This window comes from Aequorivita flava, assembly GCF_038742595.1.
Classification (GTDB): Bacteria; Bacteroidota; Bacteroidia; order Flavobacteriales; family Flavobacteriaceae; genus Aequorivita; species Aequorivita marisscotiae.
This window is the reverse complement of the sequence record NZ_JBANCF010000007.1, coordinates 100,044-120,547: the sequence shown is the minus strand read 5'-3', so window position 1 is coordinate 120,547 and position 20,504 is coordinate 100,044. Positions and strand designations below refer to the sequence as shown.

Sequence of the window (20,504 nt, the reverse complement as noted above, 5' to 3'; positions counted from 1 at the left end):
GGTTTGATAATAACAAATAAAGTATTATTTTTGCACCCTCTTTGGCAGAAGGCCAAGGTTTTAATCATTAATTTTAATAGATTTTTTATGAATCATTACGAAACTGTTTTCATCTTAAATCCCGTTTTGTCTGAAGATCAGATAAAGGAAACAGTAAAGAAATATGAAGATATTCTTGTTTCTAAAGGTGCTAAGATGATATCCAAAGAAAATTGGGGCTTGAAAAAACTTGCTTACCCAATCCAAAACAAAAAAAGTGGTTTTTATCACCTTTTTGAGTACACTGTAGACGGCAACGTTGCACACGAACTAGAAACTGAATTTAAAAGGGATGAGCGTTTTATGCGTTACCTTACAGTAAGCCTTGACAAGCACGCGATTGCTTGGGCAGAAAAGAGAAGAAACCGCAATAAAAAATCAGCTTAAATTATGGCCACATTACAACAACAAGCAAAAGGAAAAAAAGACGGAGAGATAAGATATCTTACCCCGCTTAATATTGAAACCAACAAGACCAAGAAATATTGCATGTTCAAAAGGTCTGGTATTAAATATGTGGATTATAAAGACGCAGATTTTTTATTGAGATTCGTAAACGAGCAAGGTAAAATTCTTCCGAGAAGGCTTACCGGAACTTCTTTAAAGTATCAGCGAAAGGTAGCTGTTGCCGTTAAAAGAGCACGCCATTTGGCACTTATGCCTTATGTAACCGATTTATTAAAATAAAAATCCAGAAATAATATGGAACTTATATTAAAGAAAGACGTAGAAAATCTGGGATTTGCAGATGATCTGGTAACCGTAAAGAACGGTTACGGAAGAAACTTTTTGATACCACAAGGATATGCAGTGCTTGCAACTCCTTCGGCTAAAAAAGTGTTAAATGAAACTATGAAACAACGTGCTTTTAAAGAAAAGAAAGTTGTAGATGAAGCAAAAACACAAGCTGAAAAATTAAACGGACTCGAAATTAAAATTACTGCCAAAACTGGCGAAGGCGATAAGTTGTTTGGTTCTGTAACTAACGCAGACCTAGCAGATGCCCTAGAAAAAGAAGGTGTAACAATCGAGAAAAAATACATTATTATTGCTGGTGGCGCTATAAAGCGTACTGGACAGTACGATGCTACAATTCGTTTTCACAGAGACGTGATCAGCAACTTTACTTTTGAGGTAATTGCAGAAGCAAAGCCTGAAGTAAAAAGTAAATCTGAAACGAAAGCGAAAGCTAAAGTGGAAGAAAAAGCACAATCTGAAGATGAAGTAGTGGAAGATACTCCAGAAAAGGAATAAATTACACGATTAATTGTATTAAAACCTTTCTCGTTTTCGGGGAAGGTTTTTTTATTTTGAAGAAATATTACGTTAGAAAAATTCGATACTACAACACATTACCACTATGAAATACGCAAGATTAACAAAAGAACAATTTGAAGAACTTCACCAAGAATTTATAAATTTTCTTGCCACACAATCCATTACTGCAGACGAATGGAAAACCTTGAAAAAGGAAAAACCTGAAGTAGCCGAAGAAGAACTCGACGTTTTTAGTGATCTAATCTGGGAAGGGGTTTTGACTAAAGTGAAATATCTAGAACATATTTCGCCCAAACAATTGATGCTTTTTCACATTACAGATGCGTTTATGGAATTGATAGCTATCAAAGTAGAGCAAGACGATATAGATATTACCACGACTTATGGATACAAATGGTTACAACAGAATCTACATGACGACGCGGTAAATCTTTACACTTCCACCAAAGCTATAACAGACGATCGGAACAAAGATCTTTTTATTTTAATACAGCAAGGAGCGGTTATTACCAAAGGAGAACTCTATAAATATTTTGAAGATTTGCTAAGTAAGTAATACTGTATCAGTATTTATTTATGAGTATTTTGCATTGATTTGAGCGGTGCGAAAAAACCAGGTTATTCATATCGCAAACTTTCAATTGGGTCTAAACGGGCTGCCTTAGATGCGGGATACGAACCTGCGATTACAGCAACTATAAAAGTTATAATTGTTGCCCAGATCATGGCTGTCCAAGGTAGCGTAAAATCGAATTCGAAAATTTTAGCGAAGGCAAAACCCGTTAGTACGCCCAAGATAATACCTAAAATACTTCCGAATTGACCAATAACAATGGTTTCCATAAAAAACTGGGTAGAGATTGTAGAGCGTTTCGCCCCAAGTGCTTTACGGACGCCAATTTCGCGGGTACGTTCCGTTACAGATACCAGCATTATATTCATCAAGGCAATGGAAGAGCCCAGAATAGTAATAATGCTTATAATCCACGCGGCGGCTTGTAAATAACCGCTAATCATCGCAATTCTATTTATTAAATCGTCACTGCGCTCAATTCCAAAGTTGTTTTCTTCAATGGGGTTTAGTCCGCGGATGTTTCTAAAAGTAATAATGGCTTCATCTTGGGCAGCTTCCATCAACTGTTTGTCGCTTACCTTTACACTAATATTGTAATTAATATTTGGCTCGGTATAGATGCCACGGGCAACCTGAATAGGAATTAACACTTTTAAATCTTGATTATTCCCAAAAGTGGATCCTTTTGATTCCAAGAGACCTATTATTTTAAATTTTACACCGCGAATACTGATAGTTTTGTTAATGGGGTCTTCATTTTCAAAGAGGTTCTTTAAAAAATCCGAACCAATTAAACATACTTTATTATTATTCTGAATATCAAAAAATGTAAAATTTCTACCGCTGTCCACTTCCGTGCCAGTATTTTCTAAATAATGTTCATTTACGCCATAAACCCGAACTTCAGGATCGGTTTTTTCGGATCCGTATTTAATTTCAGCAGTTGAAGTTCCCAAAAACGAAAGCGATGTTTTGGTAAAGGGATAGCTGTATTTATCGCTAAACTCACGCACGTTATTATAGCTAATTATGGGGTTTATTTTTTCGCGTTCGCCGCTATTTCGAGTCTGAACCGTAAATTCATACTGTTGAATATTAAATGTATTGGCGCCCATGGATGCAAAATTGCCAGATATTGTATTTTCCAATGCAGTAACCGCACTCAAAATACCAACGAGCGCCCAAATGCCAATGCCTATAATAACGATGGTTAAAATGGTTCTTAACAATTGGCTTTTTATGGAATCCAGCGCTATACGCACATTTTCCCGGAAAAGTGAAAACATATTTTAGTTTGTGTTTCTCATTAGACTGCAAAAGTTGCATAAAGTTACTATTATTTAAGATATTTGCTTTTTAAAAATTAAAGTCTAAATGAAACAAGGTTGAAGGAATTAAAATGGCGGAGCGTATCTTTAAATACCAACACGTAAACTGCCTTTAATTTCGTTAATCCTATTTCTTTCAAATAAATAATCTCTTGGCTAAAAAACCATCTATCCCTAAAGGTACCCGCGATTTTAATCCTGAAGAAGTTGCGCGGCGCAACTATATTTTCAATACTATTAAAGAAACTTTTTCGCTCTATGGTTTTCAGCCAATAGAAACACCCTCTTTTGAAAATAGCGATACCTTAATGGGAAAATACGGGGAAGAAGGCGATAGATTAATTTTTAAAATTTTAAACAGTGGCGATTTTTTATCAAAAGTTGATGAAAAATTATATACCGAAAAAAATAGCATTAAAATCACCTCAAGAATTTCGGAAAAAGCGCTGCGCTACGACTTAACAGTTCCCTTTGCTAGGTACGTGGTACAACATCAAAACGAGATAACCTTTCCATTTAAGCGCTATCAAATACAGCCAGTGTGGCGTGCAGATAGACCACAAAAGGGACGGTTTCGCGAGTTTTTTCAGTGCGATGCCGATGTGGTAGGCTCCACCTCGCTTTGGCAAGAAGTAGAATTTGTACAATTGTACGACACCGTTTTTAGCAGTCTCGGGTTAAAAGGAGTAACCATAAAGTTAAACAACAGAAAAATATTGAGTGGTATTGCTGAAACCATAGGCGCTGAAGATAAATTAATTGATTTTACGGTTGCCTTAGACAAACTCGATAAAATAGGGGAGGAAGGCGTTAAAAAGGAGATGCGTGAAAAAGGCATTTCGGAAGATGCTTTAGTAAAATTGCAGCCACTATTTTCGTTTAAAGGAAGCAATGATGAAAAATTAAACGCTTTAAAAAATATGTTAGCAGCTTCGCAATTGGGGATGAAGGGCGTTACAGAACTTGAATTCATCACAAAAAATATTAATAGCCTTGGCTTACAAATGGCCTCGCTAAAAATAGATGTTACCTTGGCGCGCGGCTTAAATTATTACACAGGTGCCATTTATGAAGTCGCAGCACCTGCAGAAGTAAATATGGGCAGTATTGGCGGTGGTGGCCGGTACGACGATCTCACAGGAATTTTTGGGTTAAAAAATATGAGTGGCGTAGGTATTTCGTTTGGTTTAGACCGCATTTATTTGGTTTTGGAAGAATTAAATCTTTTTCCCGAAACCGTATCAAATACGAGCCAAGCACTTTTTATTAATTTTGGTGAACAAGAGTCACTATATGCCATGAAAGCAATAAAAAAATTGCGTGAAGCAGGTATTAAAGCTGAACTATTTCCAGACGAAGGAAAAATGGGGAAGCAAATGAGCTATGCCGATAAACGCAATATTCCATTTACGGTTTTGACCGGGGAAAAAGAAATTGCGGCAAATTCCTTTACTTTAAAGAATATGAAAAGTGGCGAACAAATGCAAGTGCAGTATACGGAACTGGAAAAGTATTTGGGCCAAACTAATTAGAATCTCTGGGTATTCCCACCTCGTTTGCGGTTTGGCTTGTTATGGCCATTAGCTTTTGTTCTACCTCTCGATGGGCAGAATCAGAGAGCATACCGGCTATTCGTAGCTTGGTTATGGTGCTTAATGTATCATTCATTCTTCCCCAATTTCATTAATTATTTTTTCGTAAGAAATAACGTAATCTATTTGTTTTTCTTCAGAAACGTGTTTGCGGGGAGTTTCAAGAATTATAAAGTCGAAAAGCTTTGAAATTATTTTTTTGAGGCGTTGCTCTGTTGTAATAATAGCTTTATGCAGGTAATGTGCAGCAAAGGTTAATAGAACCGAAAGAATTGCTAATGCTGTGAAATAGACTGATGTAGAAAAATCTGAAATTGGTACAAAAGTGTAAATCATAAAAAAGAAGCCTACAAATAGAAAGGAATTACCAATTAATTTTAAGAAAACTCTTAACTCAGGTATTCGTTTACTCATAAATTTTAATAATAATCCAGAACAAATTGCCATTAAAGGAAGGCTTAGAGAATACATGAAAGAGGACATATATGCAAAACCAAATATGCCCTCTCTATCATCAAAAACATAGAATATATGCAAAAATGGTGACAGGATTGCAATAACTGTCAAAAAGGTTAGGTACAAACTAATTTTACTACTACTCCTTATTGTCAGGAATCCCGTTACAGTTTCTGTCTGCTGGGGGGCAGAGTTTGACTTTGTCGATTTGTTGTTCATCACTTATTTGATTTTCTGGGGTACAGCTAAAAGCTAGACCGGCTAGCATTACAAATGCAAAAACATACTTTTTCATGATATTGAGTTTTAAGGATTAGAGGTAAATTTACCCTTTTCACGAGGCGATACCAACTTAAAACTCAACAACTTATTAACGCATTCTTAACAAATGTAGGGAAAATCACGACAAAGACAATAAATATTCGACAAACGACACTTTATTGCTTGTCTTAAAGTGTCTAAAAAAATTGTGGAGTTAAGAAACCCAAGGCGGGAAAAGAAGATTCTTTCATAAAAAAATCCCCGAAGAATTTATCTTTGGGGATTTTACTGTAGCGAGATCGGGACTTGAACCCGAGGCCTCCGGGTTATGAATCCGACGCTCTAACCAGCTGAGCTACCTCGCCATTTTATGCCTCGGCTTTGCCTAAGCGGGTGCAAAGATAAAAACAAAATTATGTGTGGCAAATTTAAGTTTCTATTTTTATCATTATTATTTAATTTTCTTAAAGATGTATTTCAACGAAAAATTTCAATCTTTAATTTGAGGTTAGGATTAATATCTATATATTGGGCATCAACTAACAAAATGCTATGGAAGATAAAATTAAATACGAAATGGAATTTCCTATTCAGGTTTCCCCTTCTCTTTTATACCAATATATTTCAACGCCCTCGGGCCTTTCTGAATGGTATGCAGATAACGTAAATTCTCGCGGCGAGTTCTATACCTTTATCTGGTCTGGAAGCGAGGAACGCGCAAAATTACTCAGTAAAAAGAGTCCGGAACGCATTAAGTTTAGGTGGGTTGAAGACGAAGGCGATGATTTTTATTTTGAACTTCGTATACAAGTAGATGAAATTACCAAAGACGTTTCGTTAATGATTACAGATTATGCCGAAGAGGACGAAATAGAGGAAGGGAAAATGCTGTGGGAAAATATGGTTTCCAATCTAAAATCTATATTGGGGTCGGTTTAAATTCCCTTTAAATTATAATACCTTTGCACCGTCCAAATAAAAATGGACGGTTTTTTTATGGTAAATTTAAATGGCACGCTAGTAGCAGATAACCAAGCAACCGTACCGGTAGATAATCGTGGTTTAAATTACGGCGATGCAGTTTTTGAAACCTTGCGGTTTTCTGGTGGTAAAATTTATTTTTGGGAAGATCATTACTTTAGGCTAATGGCCTCCATGCGTATGTTACGGATGGAGATTCCTATGAGTTTTACCATGGAATTTCTAGAAGATGAAATATTAAAAACTATAAATACACAATCTGAGAATACTAGTTTTCGGATTAAGCTGCTTGTCTGGCGAAACACCGGTGGAAAATACACGCCAAAAACGAACGATGTGTCATATTCAATTTCGTGCGAAAAACTGGATGCACCGTGCTATGTTTTAAACGAAGCAAATTACGAAATAGAACTTTTTAAAGATCATTTTATCGCTACAGGATTGCTTTCAACATTAAAAACAAACAATAGGCTCATAAATATTTTGGGAAGTATTTATGCAGCAGAAAATGATTTTGAAAACTGTTTGTTGCTCAATGAAAACAAGCAGGTTGTTGAAGCCTTAAACGGAAATTTATTTTTGGTATCCGGCCAATATATTAAAACGCCGCCGCTATCGGACGGATGTTTAAACGGTATTTTAAGAAAGCAACTTATCGCAATTTTAAAGAAGTTGCCACAATTTTCTATTGAAGAAACATCTATTTCGCCCTTTGAATTACAAAAGGCAGATGAAATATTTATTACAAACGCTATTCAAGGAATCGTGCCCGTAACCAAATATAGAAAAAAGGAATTTGTAAATACTACTGCAAAAGCGTTATTGCCAAGGGTGAGCTTAACGGCAAGAATGGGTTAATTAAAGCTAGGGTTTTCGGGTGCGTTAGACCAAAGTAAATAGTCGCCACCGAACTCAATCATTTTTTCTTTCCAAAAATTTATATTGGTTTTGCCAATAATTTCATTGTTGTAATTATTCGGTACCACCACCCAACTGTTTACTTCTAATTCCTGCTCCAGTTGTTCGCTTTCCCATCCGGAATAACCTAAAAAAAAGCGTATTTGCTCTTTTTTCAACTTGTCTTCTTTAAGTAAATCTACGATTGCGCTAAAATCGCCACCCCAGTAAATGCCATTAGAGATTTCAATACTATCGGGAATAATTTCAGGAATACAATGAATAAAATAAAGATTGTCCTGCTCAACGGGGCCACCATTAAATACGGGTAACTTTGAATTTATTTCCGGTACAAAGTCGCGTAGTTTATATTGCAATGGTTTATTGAGAATAAACCCAACAGATCCGCTTTCTGTGTATTCTGCTAAAAGAACCACCGAACGATTAAAGGAAACATCTCCAATTATTGAAGGTTCTGCAACTAATAGGAGGCCTTTGGCTGGTTTTAAAGTCGTCATAAAGTTTTTTCAGTATAATAAAACTAACGAATAAAATTAAAAATACCAAAAAAATGTTAATTAGTTGTTTAAATTATATTTTATTGAATAAAAGTGATAAAATAATGCGAATTTGCAATTTGCTCAATATCAGTTGTATAAAAAAATCCTTCTTTTCAAATAAATGAAAAGAAGGACTTAAAATTTTGTAAAATATCTTACAATTAGTTTACGCTATTTTGTAAATCTGATCCAGCTTTAAATTTAACTACTTTTTTAGCAGCAATCTTAATGGTTTTACCAGTTTGAGGGTTTCTTCCTTCTCTGGCAGCTCTTTTTGATACTGACCATGATCCGAAACCTACTAATGATACTCTGTCTCCTTTTTTAAGAGATTTTTGAACGTTGCCTAAGAAAGACTCTAAGGATTTCTTAGCGGCAGCTTTTGTAATTCCGGCATCAGCTGCCATTGCATCGATTAAATCTGATTTGTTCATAATTTTTTTAAATTAAATTGTTGGTTAAACTTCGATTAATTGCTCTACAAATTTAAAAGGAATATCCGTTCAGGCAAGTAACCACGCAGGAAATCATTATTTTTGTTAATAACTTAGACCGTTTGTTAATAAAGATGCGTGGTTTTTTTGCAATTTTAATCAAATCAGTAGTGGTAAGGGTTTACAATAGTTTGCAATGCTCGTCTATAGAATACCCATTTAAAAGTGCAGATACTTCCATTTTGCGTTTTCCGGGAAGTTGTATTTCTTCAATTAAAATGTAACCGTCTAAACACGCTACTTTTAGTTCTTTTTTAGTGGTCTGTACGCTGCCTATCTTAAAATTATGATTTGCTTTTTCAAAATGCGCTGCATAAATTTTGGTTTTTAACTCTTCCTTATTATTAAGGAGTATAGTCCAAGCCACAGGATAGGGAGAGAGGCCTCTAATAAAGGCATCTATATTTATTCCTGGTTCTGACCAATCAATTCGTGTGTTTTCAGGTGTGAGTTTTGGTGCTTCTTTTAAATTGTTGCTTTGGGGTTGTGGTTTAGGATTTGCTTCGCCTTTTTCTATTAAATGTATTGTCTCTAAAACCAAGTCGCCACCTAAATTCATTAGTTTATCGTGAAGCGTCTGTGCAGTTTCCTTTTCTTCAATTAAAACTTCTTTATTTGCAATGATAGATCCGGTATCAATTTTCTCATCAATAAAAAAGGTTGTAACGCCCGTTTTTTCTTCCTTATTAATTATGACCCAATTTATTGGAGCGGCCCCCCGGTAATGCGGTAATAATGAAGCGTGAAGGTTAAAGGTGCCCAATGCCGGCATTTGCCAGACTACTTTGGGAAGCATTCTAAAAGCGACCACAACTTGAAGGTTGGCGTTTAACGCTTTTAGTTCTTTTAAAAACAACTCGTCTTTTAAATTCGTGGGCTGTAAAATTGGTAAATTTTCCGAAAGTGCATATTCCTTTACAGCCGAGGCCATTAGTTTTCTGCCACGACCGGCCGGTCTGTCTGGGGCTGTAATTACACCGACAATATACTGGCCCGTTTCAACCATTTTTCTTAAAACCCCAACGGCAAAATCGGGGGTTCCCATAAAAACTATTTTTAATTCGTTATGCATTACTTCAGTTTAGATAATATTGATTTCGTGGATTGATTTTAATTTTTTCGGCTTTCAGTAAAAGGCGGATAACTTTAAGTACATCGGCTTCGGCGAAAGTAAGTTTTTCTGTGAGCTCACGCGAAGTTAATTCATCTTCTTCAAGAAGAGCAAGTATTTGCGCGGCGAGTTTATGTATGTCGCTTTTTATTAGGTTCGTATTCTGCCCGCGACAAACCGAACAAATACCACATTTAGAGGCGGTAGTTTCGCCAAAATAAGAAACCAATTGTACGCTTCGGCACGTTTTGGTATTTTCAATATAGTGCAAAACCGAATTTACTTGCGCAGTTTTTTTACGGTTTATTGTAGCCACATCTCGCGAAATTACATTAATGGTTTTATCGTCCTCGCGCGGAACCAGAAATGTTAGGGTAGCATCGGTTATTTGGAGAGTCATTATAACCACCTGGTCGCGTTCCATTTTTTTGAGAACCGCAATTACAGTGTTAATGGTTTGTCCGGTTTTGGCAACTATTAAATCTAAATTTATGGTGGTTGGCATTTCAAAAATTCCGCCGTAAATTCTTAGAATCGTTTTTCCGATAACAGAAGCAGTAGTGTCTTTTTCAAAATAATCTAATACTTTTTCTGAAGAAATGACGAATTGTAACGTAGATTTTCGCCCAAATTCCTGAGAAAGTTGAATAATAGCCAGCCTGTCTAAACTGTTTAATGCGTTGTATGTGAGCAAGGTGTTTAGGCCATAAGTTTTACAAAATTCAGAAAAACTGAAATTGTGCTTTGTGAACTCACCTTCGCCATAAGAAATTTGAAAATAATTGTGAAGTTTGCGATAAATTTTTTTTAAATCTGAAGTAGTTGGCAACGATTCTACAAACTGATTTTTTACCTGTTGTTTATCGTATTCATTATACAAAAGCACTGCTGAAGCGTACTGCCCATCGCGTCCTGCTCGTCCAGCTTCTTGAAAATAACTCTCTAAGCTATCTGGAATTTGCAGATGTATTACAAACCGAACATTGGGATGGTCTATGCCCATGCCAAAGGCATTAGTGGCAACCATTGTACTATATATGCCTTGGCTCCAATCTTGTAATTTTTGTGCTTTTTCCTTGGCAGAAATCCCACCGTGATAAAAAGTTGCTGAAATGCCTAAACTATTGAGTTGTGCGCTAATTTCTACGGTGCTTTTTCTGCTTCTTACATACACAATTGCGGCGCCAGTATTTGTTTTTAACAGTAGCTCGGTTTTATAGAGCTTATCTTCTTCTTTAAAAACTTGATACGACAGATTTTCACGAACAAAGGAATTTTTAAAAATTGCAGGAAGTTCCATTTTTAATTCAGAAATGGTGTCTTCCAGTACTTCGGGGGTTGCAGTGGCCGTTAGCGCAATAATAGGAGCCAGCGGATGTATTTCGCGAAGAATCGTAATGTTTTTATAAGACGGTCTAAAATCGTTTCCCCACTGCGAAATACAATGGGCTTCATCTACAGCGATAGAGTTAACCCGCATTTGCTTGATGTAATTTTGAACTATTTCCTGCTGTAACCGTTCGGGCGAGAGGTATAAAAATTTGTAGTTACCGTAAAGCGCATTGTCCAGCAAGGTATTTAACTCGTTAAAACTAATACCGCCAGTAAGTTTTAATGCCTTTACGCCGCGTTCTTTTAACGCATTTACTTGGTCGCCCATGAGCGCTACCAATGGAGAAACTACAATACAAATGCCTTCCATTGCCAGGGCGGGCACTTGAAAACAAAGCGATTTTCCTCCTCCAGTTGGTAAAAGTGCCACAGTATCTTTACCATTTAGTACGGACGCAATTATTTCTTCCTGCATCGCTTTAAAGGAAGTGTACCCCCAATATTTGGTTAATATGTCGTGGACGTCTGTCAAATGCGTCTTAAATTATTGGGTTTATGCCTTATATATGTAAAGATAGCAGGTTGCTATAAATAATGTAAACTGTTTTAAAGCAGTTTATTTACAACCAATGTAAATATTAAAACTGCGATAAAATAAACTCTGCTCGTTCTTCTAGTGAACCTACCGGTACTTCATGAGGTGTATACCCATATTTCAGGTATCCTTCTTTTAAGAAGTGAAATAATTTTTCGGCCTGCTCAAAAGATTCGTAGCGCTCGTTATCTTGTTCGTAAATGTCTTTCCAAGGAGGAAGAACAAATACGTGATCGTACCTATTTTTATTGCATATTTCAGAAAAATTGATGGGATAATGCACTTTTACAAAATCCATATAGGCCGTAACGTCTGGCATGCCACGATCGTAAAAAACTATGGGCGAATTAATTGAACATCCTTCCTGAAATTGTTTCAATCTACCTTCCAGCAACATTTCACTAAAGAGAATTGGGTTTTCCAAAAATAATTGAGCAATTCCTTGTCTTTGGGCTTCTAGCGTTACGTCTCTCGAAATTTCGTGCATAACCTTGTAACCTTCCTTTTCCAAAAATTTTATTAGGGTTGTTTTTCCCGAACCTGGTCCGCCGGTTAATACGATTTTCTTTGTTTTCAAAAGTTTAAATTTTATGCAAAGTAAGTAAATAAATATTTGAGGCGAAACTGTATCTTTGTAGCAAACCGAGTATAATTATTGAATGGAGCAAAACAAAAACACTACCGAATTTTACGAGCGGCTAAAAAAACAATTGGAAGAAGACACCACTTGGCCCGCCCCTTATCTCTTCAAATTTATAGTTCCTGCTGAGCTGGGAAAAATAGCAGAAATTGAAAAAATTTTTGATGGAACCAATGCTGCTATCAGTACACGCGATTCTTCAAAAGGAACCTATACCAGTGTTTCGATAAAAGTAACAATGCAATCTCCAGATGAAGTTATAAAGAAATATCTTGAAGTTTCCGCGGTTGAAGGCGTTATTTCACTATAATTTTTAGTATTTTGCGAGTGAAATGATTTTTCAATCTTTCCCAATACCTTAATATTCTTTCCTTAATAAAAACATTTTGATACAAGAAGTAGCCCAAATAGAGTATAATACAGAACGCCCAAAGTTAATTATACCAGAATACGGACGGCATATCCAAAAAATGGTAGATCACGCCATAGCCATAGAAAATAAAGAAGAGCGAAATAAAATTGCCAAAGGCATAATTGCGGTGATGGGAAACCTAAACCCCCATCTTCGAGACGTTCCCGATTTTCAACCAATGCTTTGGGATCAACTTTTTATAATTTCAGATTTTAAATTAGATGTAGATTCGCCGTACCCCGTTCCTTCACGCGAAGAATTAATGGAACGTCCGGAGCCTATGGAATATCCTCAAAACCATCCTAAATATCGTTTTTACGGAAACAATATAAAACGAATGATAGATGTGGCCAGCAGCTGGGAAGAAGGCGATAAAAAAGAAGGTCTTATTCTTACCATCGCCAACCATATGAAAAAGTGTTTCTTAAACTGGAACAAAGATACCGTTGAAGACGATGTAATTTTTGCACATCTTTTTGAGCTTTCAAACGGAAAAATAAATTTAAAGAATAGTGATGAAGACTTGAGCGACGCTTCAAATTTACTGAAAAATAAGAAACGTTTTAATACGAACAATTCTTCTAAAAAAAGTTATAAATCTTCCAATCGCAACCGTAAGCGTCATTAAAATATTAACCGTTATTTATGGGAACTTTCCAAATAGAAGGCGGGCATAAACTAAAGGGCGAAATCACGCCCCAGGGTGCCAAAAATGAAGCCTTACAAATTTTATGTGCAGTATTATTAACACCAGAAAAAGTAGTAATTGAGAATATTCCTGATATTCTTGATGTAAATAAACTCATAAAAATCTTAGAGAATCTCGGTGTAAAAATCCAAAAATTAGCCAAAGGCAAATATGCTTTTATTGCCGATGAAATTAATTTGGAGTATCTAGAATCCGAACTTTTTAAACAAGAGGGAAGTTCGCTCCGGGGTTCAATTATGATTGTAGGCCCGCTATTAGCTAGATTTAACAAGGGATATATTCCACGTCCGGGAGGCGATAAAATAGGAAGAAGAAGGCTAGACACCCACTTTGAAGGATTTATAAAACTGGGTGCTAAATTCCGCTATAACAGAGAAGAACGATTTTACGGCGTAGAAGCTCCCAATGGATTAACGGGAACGTATATGCTACTGGATCAGGCCTCGGTAACGGGAACTGCTAATATAGTTATGGCGGCTGTTTTAGCAAAAGGCACCACTACAATTTACAATGCAGCCTGCGAACCGTACATTCAGCAACTCTGTAAAATGCTGAACGCTATGGGTGCTAAAATTTCAGGGGTTAGCTCAAACCTTTTAATTATTGAAGGTGTTGAAAAACTCGGAGGATGCACGCACCGTATTTTACCAGATATGATTGAAATTGGCAGTTGGATAGGGCTTGCCGCAATGACTAAAAGCGAGATAACCATTAAAAATGTGAGTTGGGACAACTTGGGCTTAATTCCCGAAACATTTAGAAAACTAGGTATTAAACTCGAAAAAAAGGGAGACGATATTCACATCCCTGCTCAAAATGAATACGAAATACAGGGTTATATAGATGGCTCTATACTTACAGTAGCCGATGCTCCTTGGCCCGGATTTACGCCAGATTTATTGAGTATAGTACTCGTAATATGTACACAGGCAAAAGGGAGTGTACTTATACATCAAAAAATGTTTGAAAGCCGTTTGTTTTTTGTAGATAAATTAATAGATATGGGCGCTAAAATTATTCTTTGTGATCCGCATCGTGCAACGGTTATTGGGCATAATTTCCAGTCTAATTTAAAGGCTACAACAATGGTTTCACCAGATATTCGGGCTGGAATTTCACTTTTAATTGCCGCACTCTCCGCAGAGGGTGTTAGTACTATTCATAACATTGAACAGATTGATCGCGGATACGAAAATATTGATGGCAGACTCCGTGCAATAGGAGCTAAAATAACCCGAACAGAGCCCTAAAATAGATTATATTTTACGATTTTTATTTATCTCGTCTTGTAGTTTTCTGCGCAGTTTTTGCTCGCGCTCTAAACTATTTCTACGGTAATCTTCGAGTTCAATTTCCATTTCAGCCATCTTTAATTGCGCTTCCTTGGTGATTTTGTGACTGTTTAAAAATCTGTAGAACAAAAATGCACTAACTAAAAACAGTATTAAGATTATTCCCCACATTACCGAGTTGTACGTAGCTTTTGAAGTGTGAATACCAAATACAGCAATACCGTCTTCTTTTTCTTTTGAAATATTCAGATTTTGTTGCGTATTCTTTAAATCTGCGCGAAGTGAGTCTATCTCGCTATTCTGCTGCATTAATTCACTTTCTTGACTTTTTATATTTTGTTCTAAAGCAGAAACGCTATCTAAAATATTTTTTTTCAGTCGCGCCAGTTGCGTTTTTTTAATAACCTTATATTCTTGATAACTGTTGCTTTTATCGAAAGCATCGGTCATTTGTTCCTCCAATGTATTTTTACGAATTTGAATAGAATCCTGAGCAGCGCCATTTAACGCAAATAGAAAGAGTGGAAGGAACACTAATAAAATCTTCTTCATGTTATTCTTGGGTTTGGTGTATTGCTTTACTTAACTGTGCAAGAGTAGCAAAATTGTGCTGAATGGCATAAAGATACAATCTCTTTACCTTTTTTTTAACAATTTTAAAATAGAAGTGCCATTCGCCGCTACGAATGCGCGGCTTTATAAACCTGCAAACAACGTTCGCGAGCCTCTTTATGTGCTACGATTTCATCGAGATACGACCCCTCTTTAAATTCTGGCACATATTTTTTTATGTATTTGTGGTCTTTATCAAATTTTTCAATTTGTGTGGTTGGGTTAAAAATTCTAAAATATGGCGCTGCATCTACGCCACTTCCAGCAGCCCACTGCCAATTTCCTACATTACTGGCCATTTCATAATCCAGTAACTTTTCGGCAAAATATGCTTCGCCCCATCGCCAATCTATTAACAGGTGTTTACACAAAAAACTGGCAACCAGCATCCGCACGCGATTGTGCATATAACCCGTAGTATTTAATTGGCGCATTCCGGCGTCTACTAAAGGATATCCTGTTTTACCATCCTTCCATTTTTTAAATTCGGTTTCGTTATTTCGCCATTCAATACGGTCGTACTTTTTTTTGAAAGCATTTTCAACTGTTTCAGGAAAATGCCAAAGAATTTGCATAAAAAATTCGCGCCAAATAAGTTCCTGCCAAAATATTTCATTTTTTTCTGAAGTTGCTTTCTTCATCATTTTTCGAATGCTTACGGTACCAAAACGAAGATGTGGACCGAGATGCGACGTAGCATCCTCTGCAGGAAAATTTCTTAATTTTTCATATTCCTGAATGGTTGTGGGTGTTACATTGTATTCGGGAATTTCTATTTTCGACTTTTTAAAATTAATATCACTTAACGACAGATTTGGCAAACGGGAATGCTGGTACAGATTTGTTAGAAATTCATTCGTATAATATATTTTTTCGTCATAGTCTTTTTTAAACTTTTCCTTCCATGTTTTCATGTAGGGAGTATATACTATATAGGGGGTGCCATCGGCTTTCACCACTTCGTCTTTTTCAAAAATTACCTGGTCTTTATAACTGTAAAAACCTATTTCATTTTCTTTGAGAAATTGCTTTATTGAAGTGTCGCGTTTAGTGGCGTAAGGCTCGTAATCGTGATTGGTTATTACATTTTGTACGTTATATGCTGAAATAATTTTTTTAAAAATCGCCATCGGATTTCCGTGATACATTGCAAGACTGCTTCCGTGCGTTTGCAGTTTATCGCGCATATTTTGAAGCGTTGTAAATATAAAGGAAACCCGTGCGTCGCCTTTTGGAAGCTCGTTTAAAATTTCAGTGTCAAAAATAAAAATGGGAAGTACTGGAAATTTGCCGTGTAGCGCTTTGTAAAAACCTACGTTGTCATCCAATCGCAGATCTCTTCGGAACCAAAATATATTTACTTTATCAGCCAATAGTTAGTTGTTGTTTAGTGTTGAAAGCCCGCCGTCTACACCAAGTACTTGCCCTGTAATCCATTGTGATTGGTCGCTTAATAGAAAGGACGCCATTGCCGCAATATCCTCCGCCGTGCCAACTTTTTTTAACGGATGGCGTTCGGCCATTTTTTCTTTATTTGAATCGTTGTTTAATAATTTTGAAGCTAACGAAGTATCTGTGAGCGAGGGAGCAATTACATTCACCCTAAAATTTGGTGCGTATTCTGCGGCAAGCGCCTTGGCAAAACCTTCAATAGCTCCCTTCGCGGCAGCCACACTGGTGTGAAAAGGCATTCCTACTTTTACGGCAACGGTACTAAAAAACACCAAATTTGCCTGCTCGGCTTGTTTCAATTTTGGTAAAATACCGTGAACCACCTGTACCAGCGCATGAAAATTTAGTTCCATATCGGCTACAAAGGTTTCGGGTTTCATCATTTTAAAAGGTTTTAGATTGATGCTTCCGGGAAAATATGCAAATCCGTGAATTTTTTCAGGTAAACTAAGGTCCAAAATATTATCGTGCAATGCATCAAAAGTAAGATGCGTAATGCCTTCCGAAACTTCTCCCTTGGTACGGGAGGCGACAAACACATTGTGGTCGCGTTTTAATAATTGGGCTAGGGCAGCACCAATTCCATAAGATCCGCCAATTAAGAGTATGTTTTTTTGCATATATTTTTTTAGGTGAAATTAGAAGTTCCCGAAAAGCGCTGTCAATTTGTTTTTTCGGAATTCAAAAATTTCTTCAAGTTTTGGTTTTACCAGGTAAGGATGCACGAGTTGTCCGATAAATCCGAACGGTAATTTGTAATGCAGCAGGTCTTCCATCTCAATGCCGCCCTCAATTTCCTTTATAAAATGTTTGTGGTGCCAAAGCGCATAGGGGCCAAAACGCTGTTCATCTACAAAACACTCGTTTTCAACGGAATGTGTAATTTCGGTAACCCAGCGTGTTTTAATTCCTAAGATAGGCGTAACTATGTATTCAATAATTTGGCCAGGATACATCTCCCTATCAGCGCCAGACTGGATGTTAAAACCCATATATTCTGGCGTTATTACTTTTAGGTTTTTAGGGTTTGAGAGAAAATTCCAACCTTCTTTTAAAGTTATGGGTAATTTTTGTTTCGCGTGAAGCGTATAAATTTTCATAAACTTTATTTATCTCTATAGAATGTTAACTTCTCGTTCATGCGCAATAACCTATAGGTATTAGTTTTAATCGTGCTACGACGGATGTTTGGTTTCAATATTTTTTTTAGGTACTTCAACATAATTTATTTTTTTCTAAATGTACTTTGTTTTATTAAACTTATAAAAGATTAAACAAAATATTAACAATTCTGCGTAATCGTTTCTACAGCCTAGCTTTTAGGAGGGGGAGTAAACTATAACTTTATAGTATTTTAAGGTTTTCTTAACCTTTAAAAATTTTGCAAATGGTAACTTCGTGAACAATATAAACACTTTAATATCACTACGATGAAAAAAATTATTTTTCTCCTTACGGCTTTTATGTTTTCGGTTGGCATACAAGCACAAATACAAACGCCACAACCCAGTCCATTTCAGAAAATTGAACAAAAAGTAGGTTTAACAGACGTTACTTTAGAATACTCCAGACCGTCTATGAAGGGTAGGACAATTTTTGGAGAGTTGGTGCCTTACAATGCTATTTGGCGCACCGGTGCAAATGCAAATACAAAAATTACCTTTAGCGATGATGTAGAAGTTGGTGGAAAAACCTTAAAAGCAGGGTCGTATGCAATCTATACCAAGCCGGGTGCTGCTAATTGGGAAGTATATTTTTACAGCGACACCAACAATTGGGGAAATCCAGGAACGTGGGAAGAAGATAAAGTTGCGGCAAAAGCCACTGCGCAAGCGTATCCGTTTCCAATAGATGTTGAAACCTTCACAATGTCTTTTGATAATTTAAAGAATGATGAAGCCACTCTCGGAATTCTTTGGGAGAAAACCTATGTTGGTGTACCTATTAAATTTAATACAGATAAAACTGTAACTACAAATATTCAGCGTGTTATGAATGGCCCTTCGGCAATGGATTATTACGCCGCAGCGGTATATTATTTAGAAGCGGGAAAAGACATTAACCAAGCCAAAACTTGGATTGATAAGTCTATTGATATGAACAAGGATCCAAAATTCTGGCAACTGCGCCAAAAGTCTTTAATTTACGCAAAGGCTGGTGATAAAAAAGGAGCTATTGAAGCGGCTAAAAAATCTCTAAATCTGGCAAAAGCTGAAGGAAACAAAGATTATGTTGCTTTAAACGAAAAATCGTTGAGAGAGTGGGGAGCCATGTAATTTGGTAATTTATTATATACATTTAAAAGCCCCATTAATTTTGGGGCTTTTTTTATTGTTTTCGTCTTCCGTGTCCTTGTTTGTACCGTTCAAAAAGTTCACGTTTAAAATCGTCTTCTGCTTTTTTGAGGGAAATTATTTTTTTAGGTGAAATTACCTTTCGCAATTCGGCCGTCATTTGTTTTCTCAACTCTAATTCACTAGTTTCAATAGCCAGATTTTTGTCTATTAGTTCATTGGCTTCGGCATCTGTTAAGGCACCCAAACCATTGCGCAATTTTCCGAAAATTTCAGTGCGTTCTTTTACACGTAGCGCGTGAAATTTTTCGTGATAGCTATTATAAATTGGCCAAAATTTTTCGGCCTCGGTAGGGGTAAGGGCCAGAGCTTCGGTAATATAAGCCGTTTTTAAAGCTTTTATTTTTTCGTGTTTTCCGTCTTGTGCCTGTACGGTGCTCGCCAAAATAAAAAATAAAATAATTACATTTTTCATGGTTCGTTAATTATAGTTGCTGCATCTAAATTATTCAATAGATATTCTTCCAAAGCGCCTTCTGAAAATTGTTCCGTTTCAAAATCTATATCGGTAATATCATTGTCTTCTATATAGGTGGTTAGGTCATATAGGTCAAGGTTTAAATTTCCTTCGGCAATATAAGCGTCAATGGCCGCCAATTGTAGCGCATCCAGATTAGCCGGGCTGTTTGTGTTTGTAAAAACTGTAAAGGCAATGAGCAGGCAAGCCGCAATTGCCGCAGCATAGCCAAAGTATTTTTTAGGAATAAGTTGAATGTGCTTTATGGGCCTTTCAGAAGTGGTTACCGCTGCCAAAATGCGATCGTCAAAATTTTCAAAATATTCTTTGGGAGCCTTAAATCCTGAAGTCTTTGGAAATTTTTCTTTCGAAATTCTACTAAAAAGTCGCTCCTCGAAAGTTTCAAAATATTCTTCGGGCACTTTAAAATTCGATATGTTTTTCTTTTTCTTCACCTTAAATTTTCGCCTTCCCTTTTTTAAATTTCATTCCCTTTTATATATTCCGTAATCTTTTTTACTGCGATGTGATAACTGCTTTTTAGCCCTCCCGAAGTAGTTTCCAATATTTCTGAAAGTTCTTCAAAAGTGTGATCTTCAAAATATTTCATTGTAAATATTAATCGTTGTCGCTCCGGAAGCGTTGCAATGGCTTTTTGAAACTGCAATTGAATTTCATCACCTTCAAAATGTACGTCGCTTTCTAAATTTCGCAGCGCATCGTTTTTCACCTTTTCAATGGAAACATTGTTGCGTTTTGCTTTTTTGTTGATAAACGAAATAGATTCATTGGCAGCAATTCTATACATCCATGTATGTAATTTGCTTTCGCCCTTAAAGGAATTTATATTCCTAAATATTTTAATAAACGTATTTTGAAGCACATCGTCTGCATCGTCATGGTCCAAAACAATATTCCTAATTTGCCAATAGAGCCGTTCTTTATACTGCGACACAAGTTCCCGAAAAGCGGTTTCTTTTTCCGCTTCGGTCTGTAGTGCCGTTACCAGTTCTTGCTCTTCAACCACTTGTGTGTAATTGCTATTATGACTAAAGATAAATGGAAAAGTTTAATTTAG

General features: G+C 36.4%; 25 protein-coding genes, 1 tRNA gene and 1 pseudogene. 11 read left to right on the top strand and 16 right to left on the bottom strand.

The window, feature by feature from the left end:
- The first annotated feature begins 87 nt into the window (after positions 1-87).
- The 4 genes and pseudogenes from rpsF (at position 88) to VZD24_RS10060 (ending at position 1,873) form a co-directional block, all read left to right on the top strand.
- A complete protein-coding gene (gene rpsF, locus VZD24_RS10075; RefSeq protein WP_279448488.1) occupies positions 88-426 on the top strand; it encodes a 30S ribosomal protein S6 in 339 nt (112 codons plus the stop codon).
- A 3-nt stretch (positions 427-429) separates the two neighbouring features.
- Positions 430-726, top strand: a complete 297-nt coding sequence (rpsR, locus tag VZD24_RS10070) for a 30S ribosomal protein S18 (protein ID WP_073216777.1) — start codon at positions 430-432, stop codon at positions 724-726.
- Between the two features lie 15 nt (positions 727-741).
- Positions 742-1,188, top strand: a pseudogene (gene rplI, locus VZD24_RS10065) (50S ribosomal protein L9); the annotation flags it as partial.
- Between the two features lie 211 nt (positions 1,189-1,399).
- On the top strand, positions 1,400-1,873 hold the full coding sequence (locus VZD24_RS10060) for a DUF6495 family protein (RefSeq protein ID WP_342687550.1): 474 nt from the start codon (positions 1,400-1,402) through the stop codon (positions 1,871-1,873).
- A 62-nt stretch (positions 1,874-1,935) separates the two neighbouring features.
- Here the strand turns inward: VZD24_RS10060 and VZD24_RS10055 are convergent, their stop codons facing one another.
- The gene (locus VZD24_RS10055) at positions 1,936-3,177 is read right to left on the bottom strand and encodes an ABC transporter permease (RefSeq protein ID WP_279448478.1); all 1,242 of its coding nucleotides are present in this window, start codon (positions 3,175-3,177) and stop codon (positions 1,936-1,938) included.
- A gap of 194 nt (positions 3,178-3,371) precedes the next feature.
- Between VZD24_RS10055 and hisS the strand changes: the two genes are divergently transcribed.
- Positions 3,372-4,751 (top strand): histidine--tRNA ligase, encoded by a 1,380-nt coding sequence (gene hisS / locus VZD24_RS10050; RefSeq protein WP_342687551.1) that lies wholly within the window; start codon positions 3,372-3,374, stop codon positions 4,749-4,751.
- On the opposite strand, the gene VZD24_RS10045 is transcribed toward hisS, so the two are convergent.
- The 3 genes from VZD24_RS10045 to VZD24_RS10035 form a co-directional block, all read right to left on the bottom strand.
- Positions 4,744-4,887 carry a hypothetical protein gene (locus tag VZD24_RS10045; protein ID WP_279448474.1) on the bottom strand — a complete coding sequence of 48 codons (144 nt, stop codon included), beginning with the start codon at positions 4,885-4,887 and terminating at the stop codon, positions 4,744-4,746. The genes hisS and VZD24_RS10045 overlap by 8 nt on opposite strands.
- A complete protein-coding gene (locus tag VZD24_RS10040) occupies positions 4,884-5,489 on the bottom strand; it encodes a hypothetical protein (RefSeq protein ID WP_342687552.1) in 606 nt (201 codons plus the stop codon). Before VZD24_RS10040 ends, VZD24_RS10045 begins: the two co-directional genes overlap by 4 nt.
- Positions 5,490-5,819: 330 nt before the next feature.
- A tRNA-Met gene (locus tag VZD24_RS10035) sits at positions 5,820-5,893 on the bottom strand.
- 187 nt (positions 5,894-6,080) lie between these two features.
- Here VZD24_RS10035 and VZD24_RS10030 point away from each other — a divergent pair.
- Together VZD24_RS10030 and VZD24_RS10025 are read left to right on the top strand one after the other, a co-directional pair.
- Positions 6,081-6,467 carry an START-like domain-containing protein gene (locus VZD24_RS10030; RefSeq protein ID WP_279448471.1) on the top strand — a complete coding sequence of 129 codons (387 nt, stop codon included), beginning with the start codon at positions 6,081-6,083 and terminating at the stop codon, positions 6,465-6,467.
- A gap of 57 nt (positions 6,468-6,524) precedes the next feature.
- The gene (locus tag VZD24_RS10025) at positions 6,525-7,367 is read left to right on the top strand and encodes an aminotransferase class IV (RefSeq protein WP_342687553.1); all 843 of its coding nucleotides are present in this window, start codon (positions 6,525-6,527) and stop codon (positions 7,365-7,367) included.
- Here the strand turns inward: VZD24_RS10025 and VZD24_RS10020 are convergent.
- The 5 genes from VZD24_RS10020 to VZD24_RS10000 form a co-directional block, all read right to left on the bottom strand.
- The gene (locus VZD24_RS10020) at positions 7,364-7,924 is read right to left on the bottom strand and encodes a YqgE/AlgH family protein (protein WP_342687554.1); all 561 of its coding nucleotides are present in this window, start codon (positions 7,922-7,924) and stop codon (positions 7,364-7,366) included. The two genes, VZD24_RS10025 and VZD24_RS10020, sit on opposite strands and share 4 nt — an antisense overlap.
- 203 nt (positions 7,925-8,127) lie before the next feature.
- Positions 8,128-8,400: an HU family DNA-binding protein gene (locus VZD24_RS10015; protein ID WP_279448466.1), complete on the bottom strand. Its 273-nt coding sequence runs from the start codon at positions 8,398-8,400 to the stop codon at positions 8,128-8,130.
- A gap of 181 nt (positions 8,401-8,581) precedes the next feature.
- Entirely contained in the window at positions 8,582-9,532 is a 951-nt protein-coding gene (gene fmt / locus VZD24_RS10010; RefSeq protein WP_342687555.1) for a methionyl-tRNA formyltransferase, read from the bottom strand.
- 4 nt (positions 9,533-9,536) lie between these two features.
- Positions 9,537-11,435 (bottom strand): RecQ family ATP-dependent DNA helicase, encoded by a 1,899-nt coding sequence (locus tag VZD24_RS10005; RefSeq protein ID WP_342687556.1) that lies wholly within the window; start codon positions 11,433-11,435, stop codon positions 9,537-9,539.
- Between the two features lie 106 nt (positions 11,436-11,541).
- Complete coding sequence (locus VZD24_RS10000) at positions 11,542-12,075, bottom strand: AAA family ATPase (RefSeq protein WP_342687557.1); 534 nt, start codon at positions 12,073-12,075, stop codon at positions 11,542-11,544.
- A gap of 82 nt (positions 12,076-12,157) precedes the next feature.
- Between VZD24_RS10000 and VZD24_RS09995 the strand changes: the two genes are divergently transcribed.
- The 3 genes from VZD24_RS09995 (at position 12,158) to murA (ending at position 14,509) form a co-directional block, all read left to right on the top strand.
- Positions 12,158-12,448 carry a DUF493 family protein gene (locus VZD24_RS09995; RefSeq protein ID WP_279448461.1) on the top strand — a complete coding sequence of 97 codons (291 nt, stop codon included), beginning with the start codon at positions 12,158-12,160 and terminating at the stop codon, positions 12,446-12,448.
- Between the two features lie 76 nt (positions 12,449-12,524).
- Entirely contained in the window at positions 12,525-13,178 is a 654-nt protein-coding gene (locus tag VZD24_RS09990; protein ID WP_342687559.1) for a DUF4290 domain-containing protein, read from the top strand.
- A 17-nt stretch (positions 13,179-13,195) separates the two neighbouring features.
- On the top strand, positions 13,196-14,509 hold the full coding sequence (gene murA / locus VZD24_RS09985) for a UDP-N-acetylglucosamine 1-carboxyvinyltransferase (protein ID WP_279448456.1): 1,314 nt from the start codon (positions 13,196-13,198) through the stop codon (positions 14,507-14,509).
- Between the two features lie 6 nt (positions 14,510-14,515).
- Here the strand turns inward: murA and VZD24_RS09980 are convergent, their stop codons facing one another.
- From VZD24_RS09980 to VZD24_RS09965, 4 genes are all read right to left on the bottom strand, one after another.
- Positions 14,516-15,103 carry a hypothetical protein gene (locus VZD24_RS09980; protein ID WP_279448454.1) on the bottom strand — a complete coding sequence of 196 codons (588 nt, stop codon included), beginning with the start codon at positions 15,101-15,103 and terminating at the stop codon, positions 14,516-14,518.
- Positions 15,104-15,231: 128 nt separating this feature from the next.
- A complete protein-coding gene (locus VZD24_RS09975) occupies positions 15,232-16,536 on the bottom strand; it encodes a cryptochrome/photolyase family protein (RefSeq protein ID WP_342687560.1) in 1,305 nt (434 codons plus the stop codon).
- 3 nt (positions 16,537-16,539) lie between these two features.
- Positions 16,540-17,235 carry an SDR family NAD(P)-dependent oxidoreductase gene (locus tag VZD24_RS09970; RefSeq protein WP_342687561.1) on the bottom strand — a complete coding sequence of 232 codons (696 nt, stop codon included), beginning with the start codon at positions 17,233-17,235 and terminating at the stop codon, positions 16,540-16,542.
- Between the two features lie 18 nt (positions 17,236-17,253).
- Positions 17,254-17,715, bottom strand: coding sequence for an SRPBCC family protein (locus VZD24_RS09965; protein WP_342687562.1), 462 nt, complete (start codon positions 17,713-17,715; stop codon positions 17,254-17,256).
- A 330-nt stretch (positions 17,716-18,045) separates the two neighbouring features.
- Here VZD24_RS09965 and VZD24_RS09960 point away from each other — a divergent pair, with 330 nt between their 5' ends.
- Positions 18,046-18,891 (top strand): DUF2911 domain-containing protein, encoded by an 846-nt coding sequence (locus VZD24_RS09960; protein ID WP_279448448.1) that lies wholly within the window; start codon positions 18,046-18,048, stop codon positions 18,889-18,891.
- Between the two features lie 52 nt (positions 18,892-18,943).
- Here the strand turns inward: VZD24_RS09960 and VZD24_RS09955 are convergent, their stop codons facing one another.
- Genes VZD24_RS09955 through VZD24_RS09945 form a run of 3 tightly spaced genes read right to left on the bottom strand, consistent with a single transcriptional unit; the run spans position 18,944 to position 20,453 of the window.
- Positions 18,944-19,384, bottom strand: a complete 441-nt coding sequence (locus VZD24_RS09955; RefSeq protein WP_342687563.1) for a hypothetical protein — start codon at positions 19,382-19,384, stop codon at positions 18,944-18,946.
- Positions 19,381-19,881: a hypothetical protein gene (locus VZD24_RS09950; protein WP_279448444.1), complete on the bottom strand. Its 501-nt coding sequence runs from the start codon at positions 19,879-19,881 to the stop codon at positions 19,381-19,383. The genes VZD24_RS09955 and VZD24_RS09950 overlap by 4 nt, the downstream gene beginning before the upstream one ends.
- Before the next feature lie 23 nt (positions 19,882-19,904).
- The gene (locus tag VZD24_RS09945) at positions 19,905-20,453 is read right to left on the bottom strand and encodes an RNA polymerase sigma factor (RefSeq protein ID WP_279448442.1); all 549 of its coding nucleotides are present in this window, start codon (positions 20,451-20,453) and stop codon (positions 19,905-19,907) included.
- Positions 20,454-20,504: the final 51 nt, after the last annotated feature.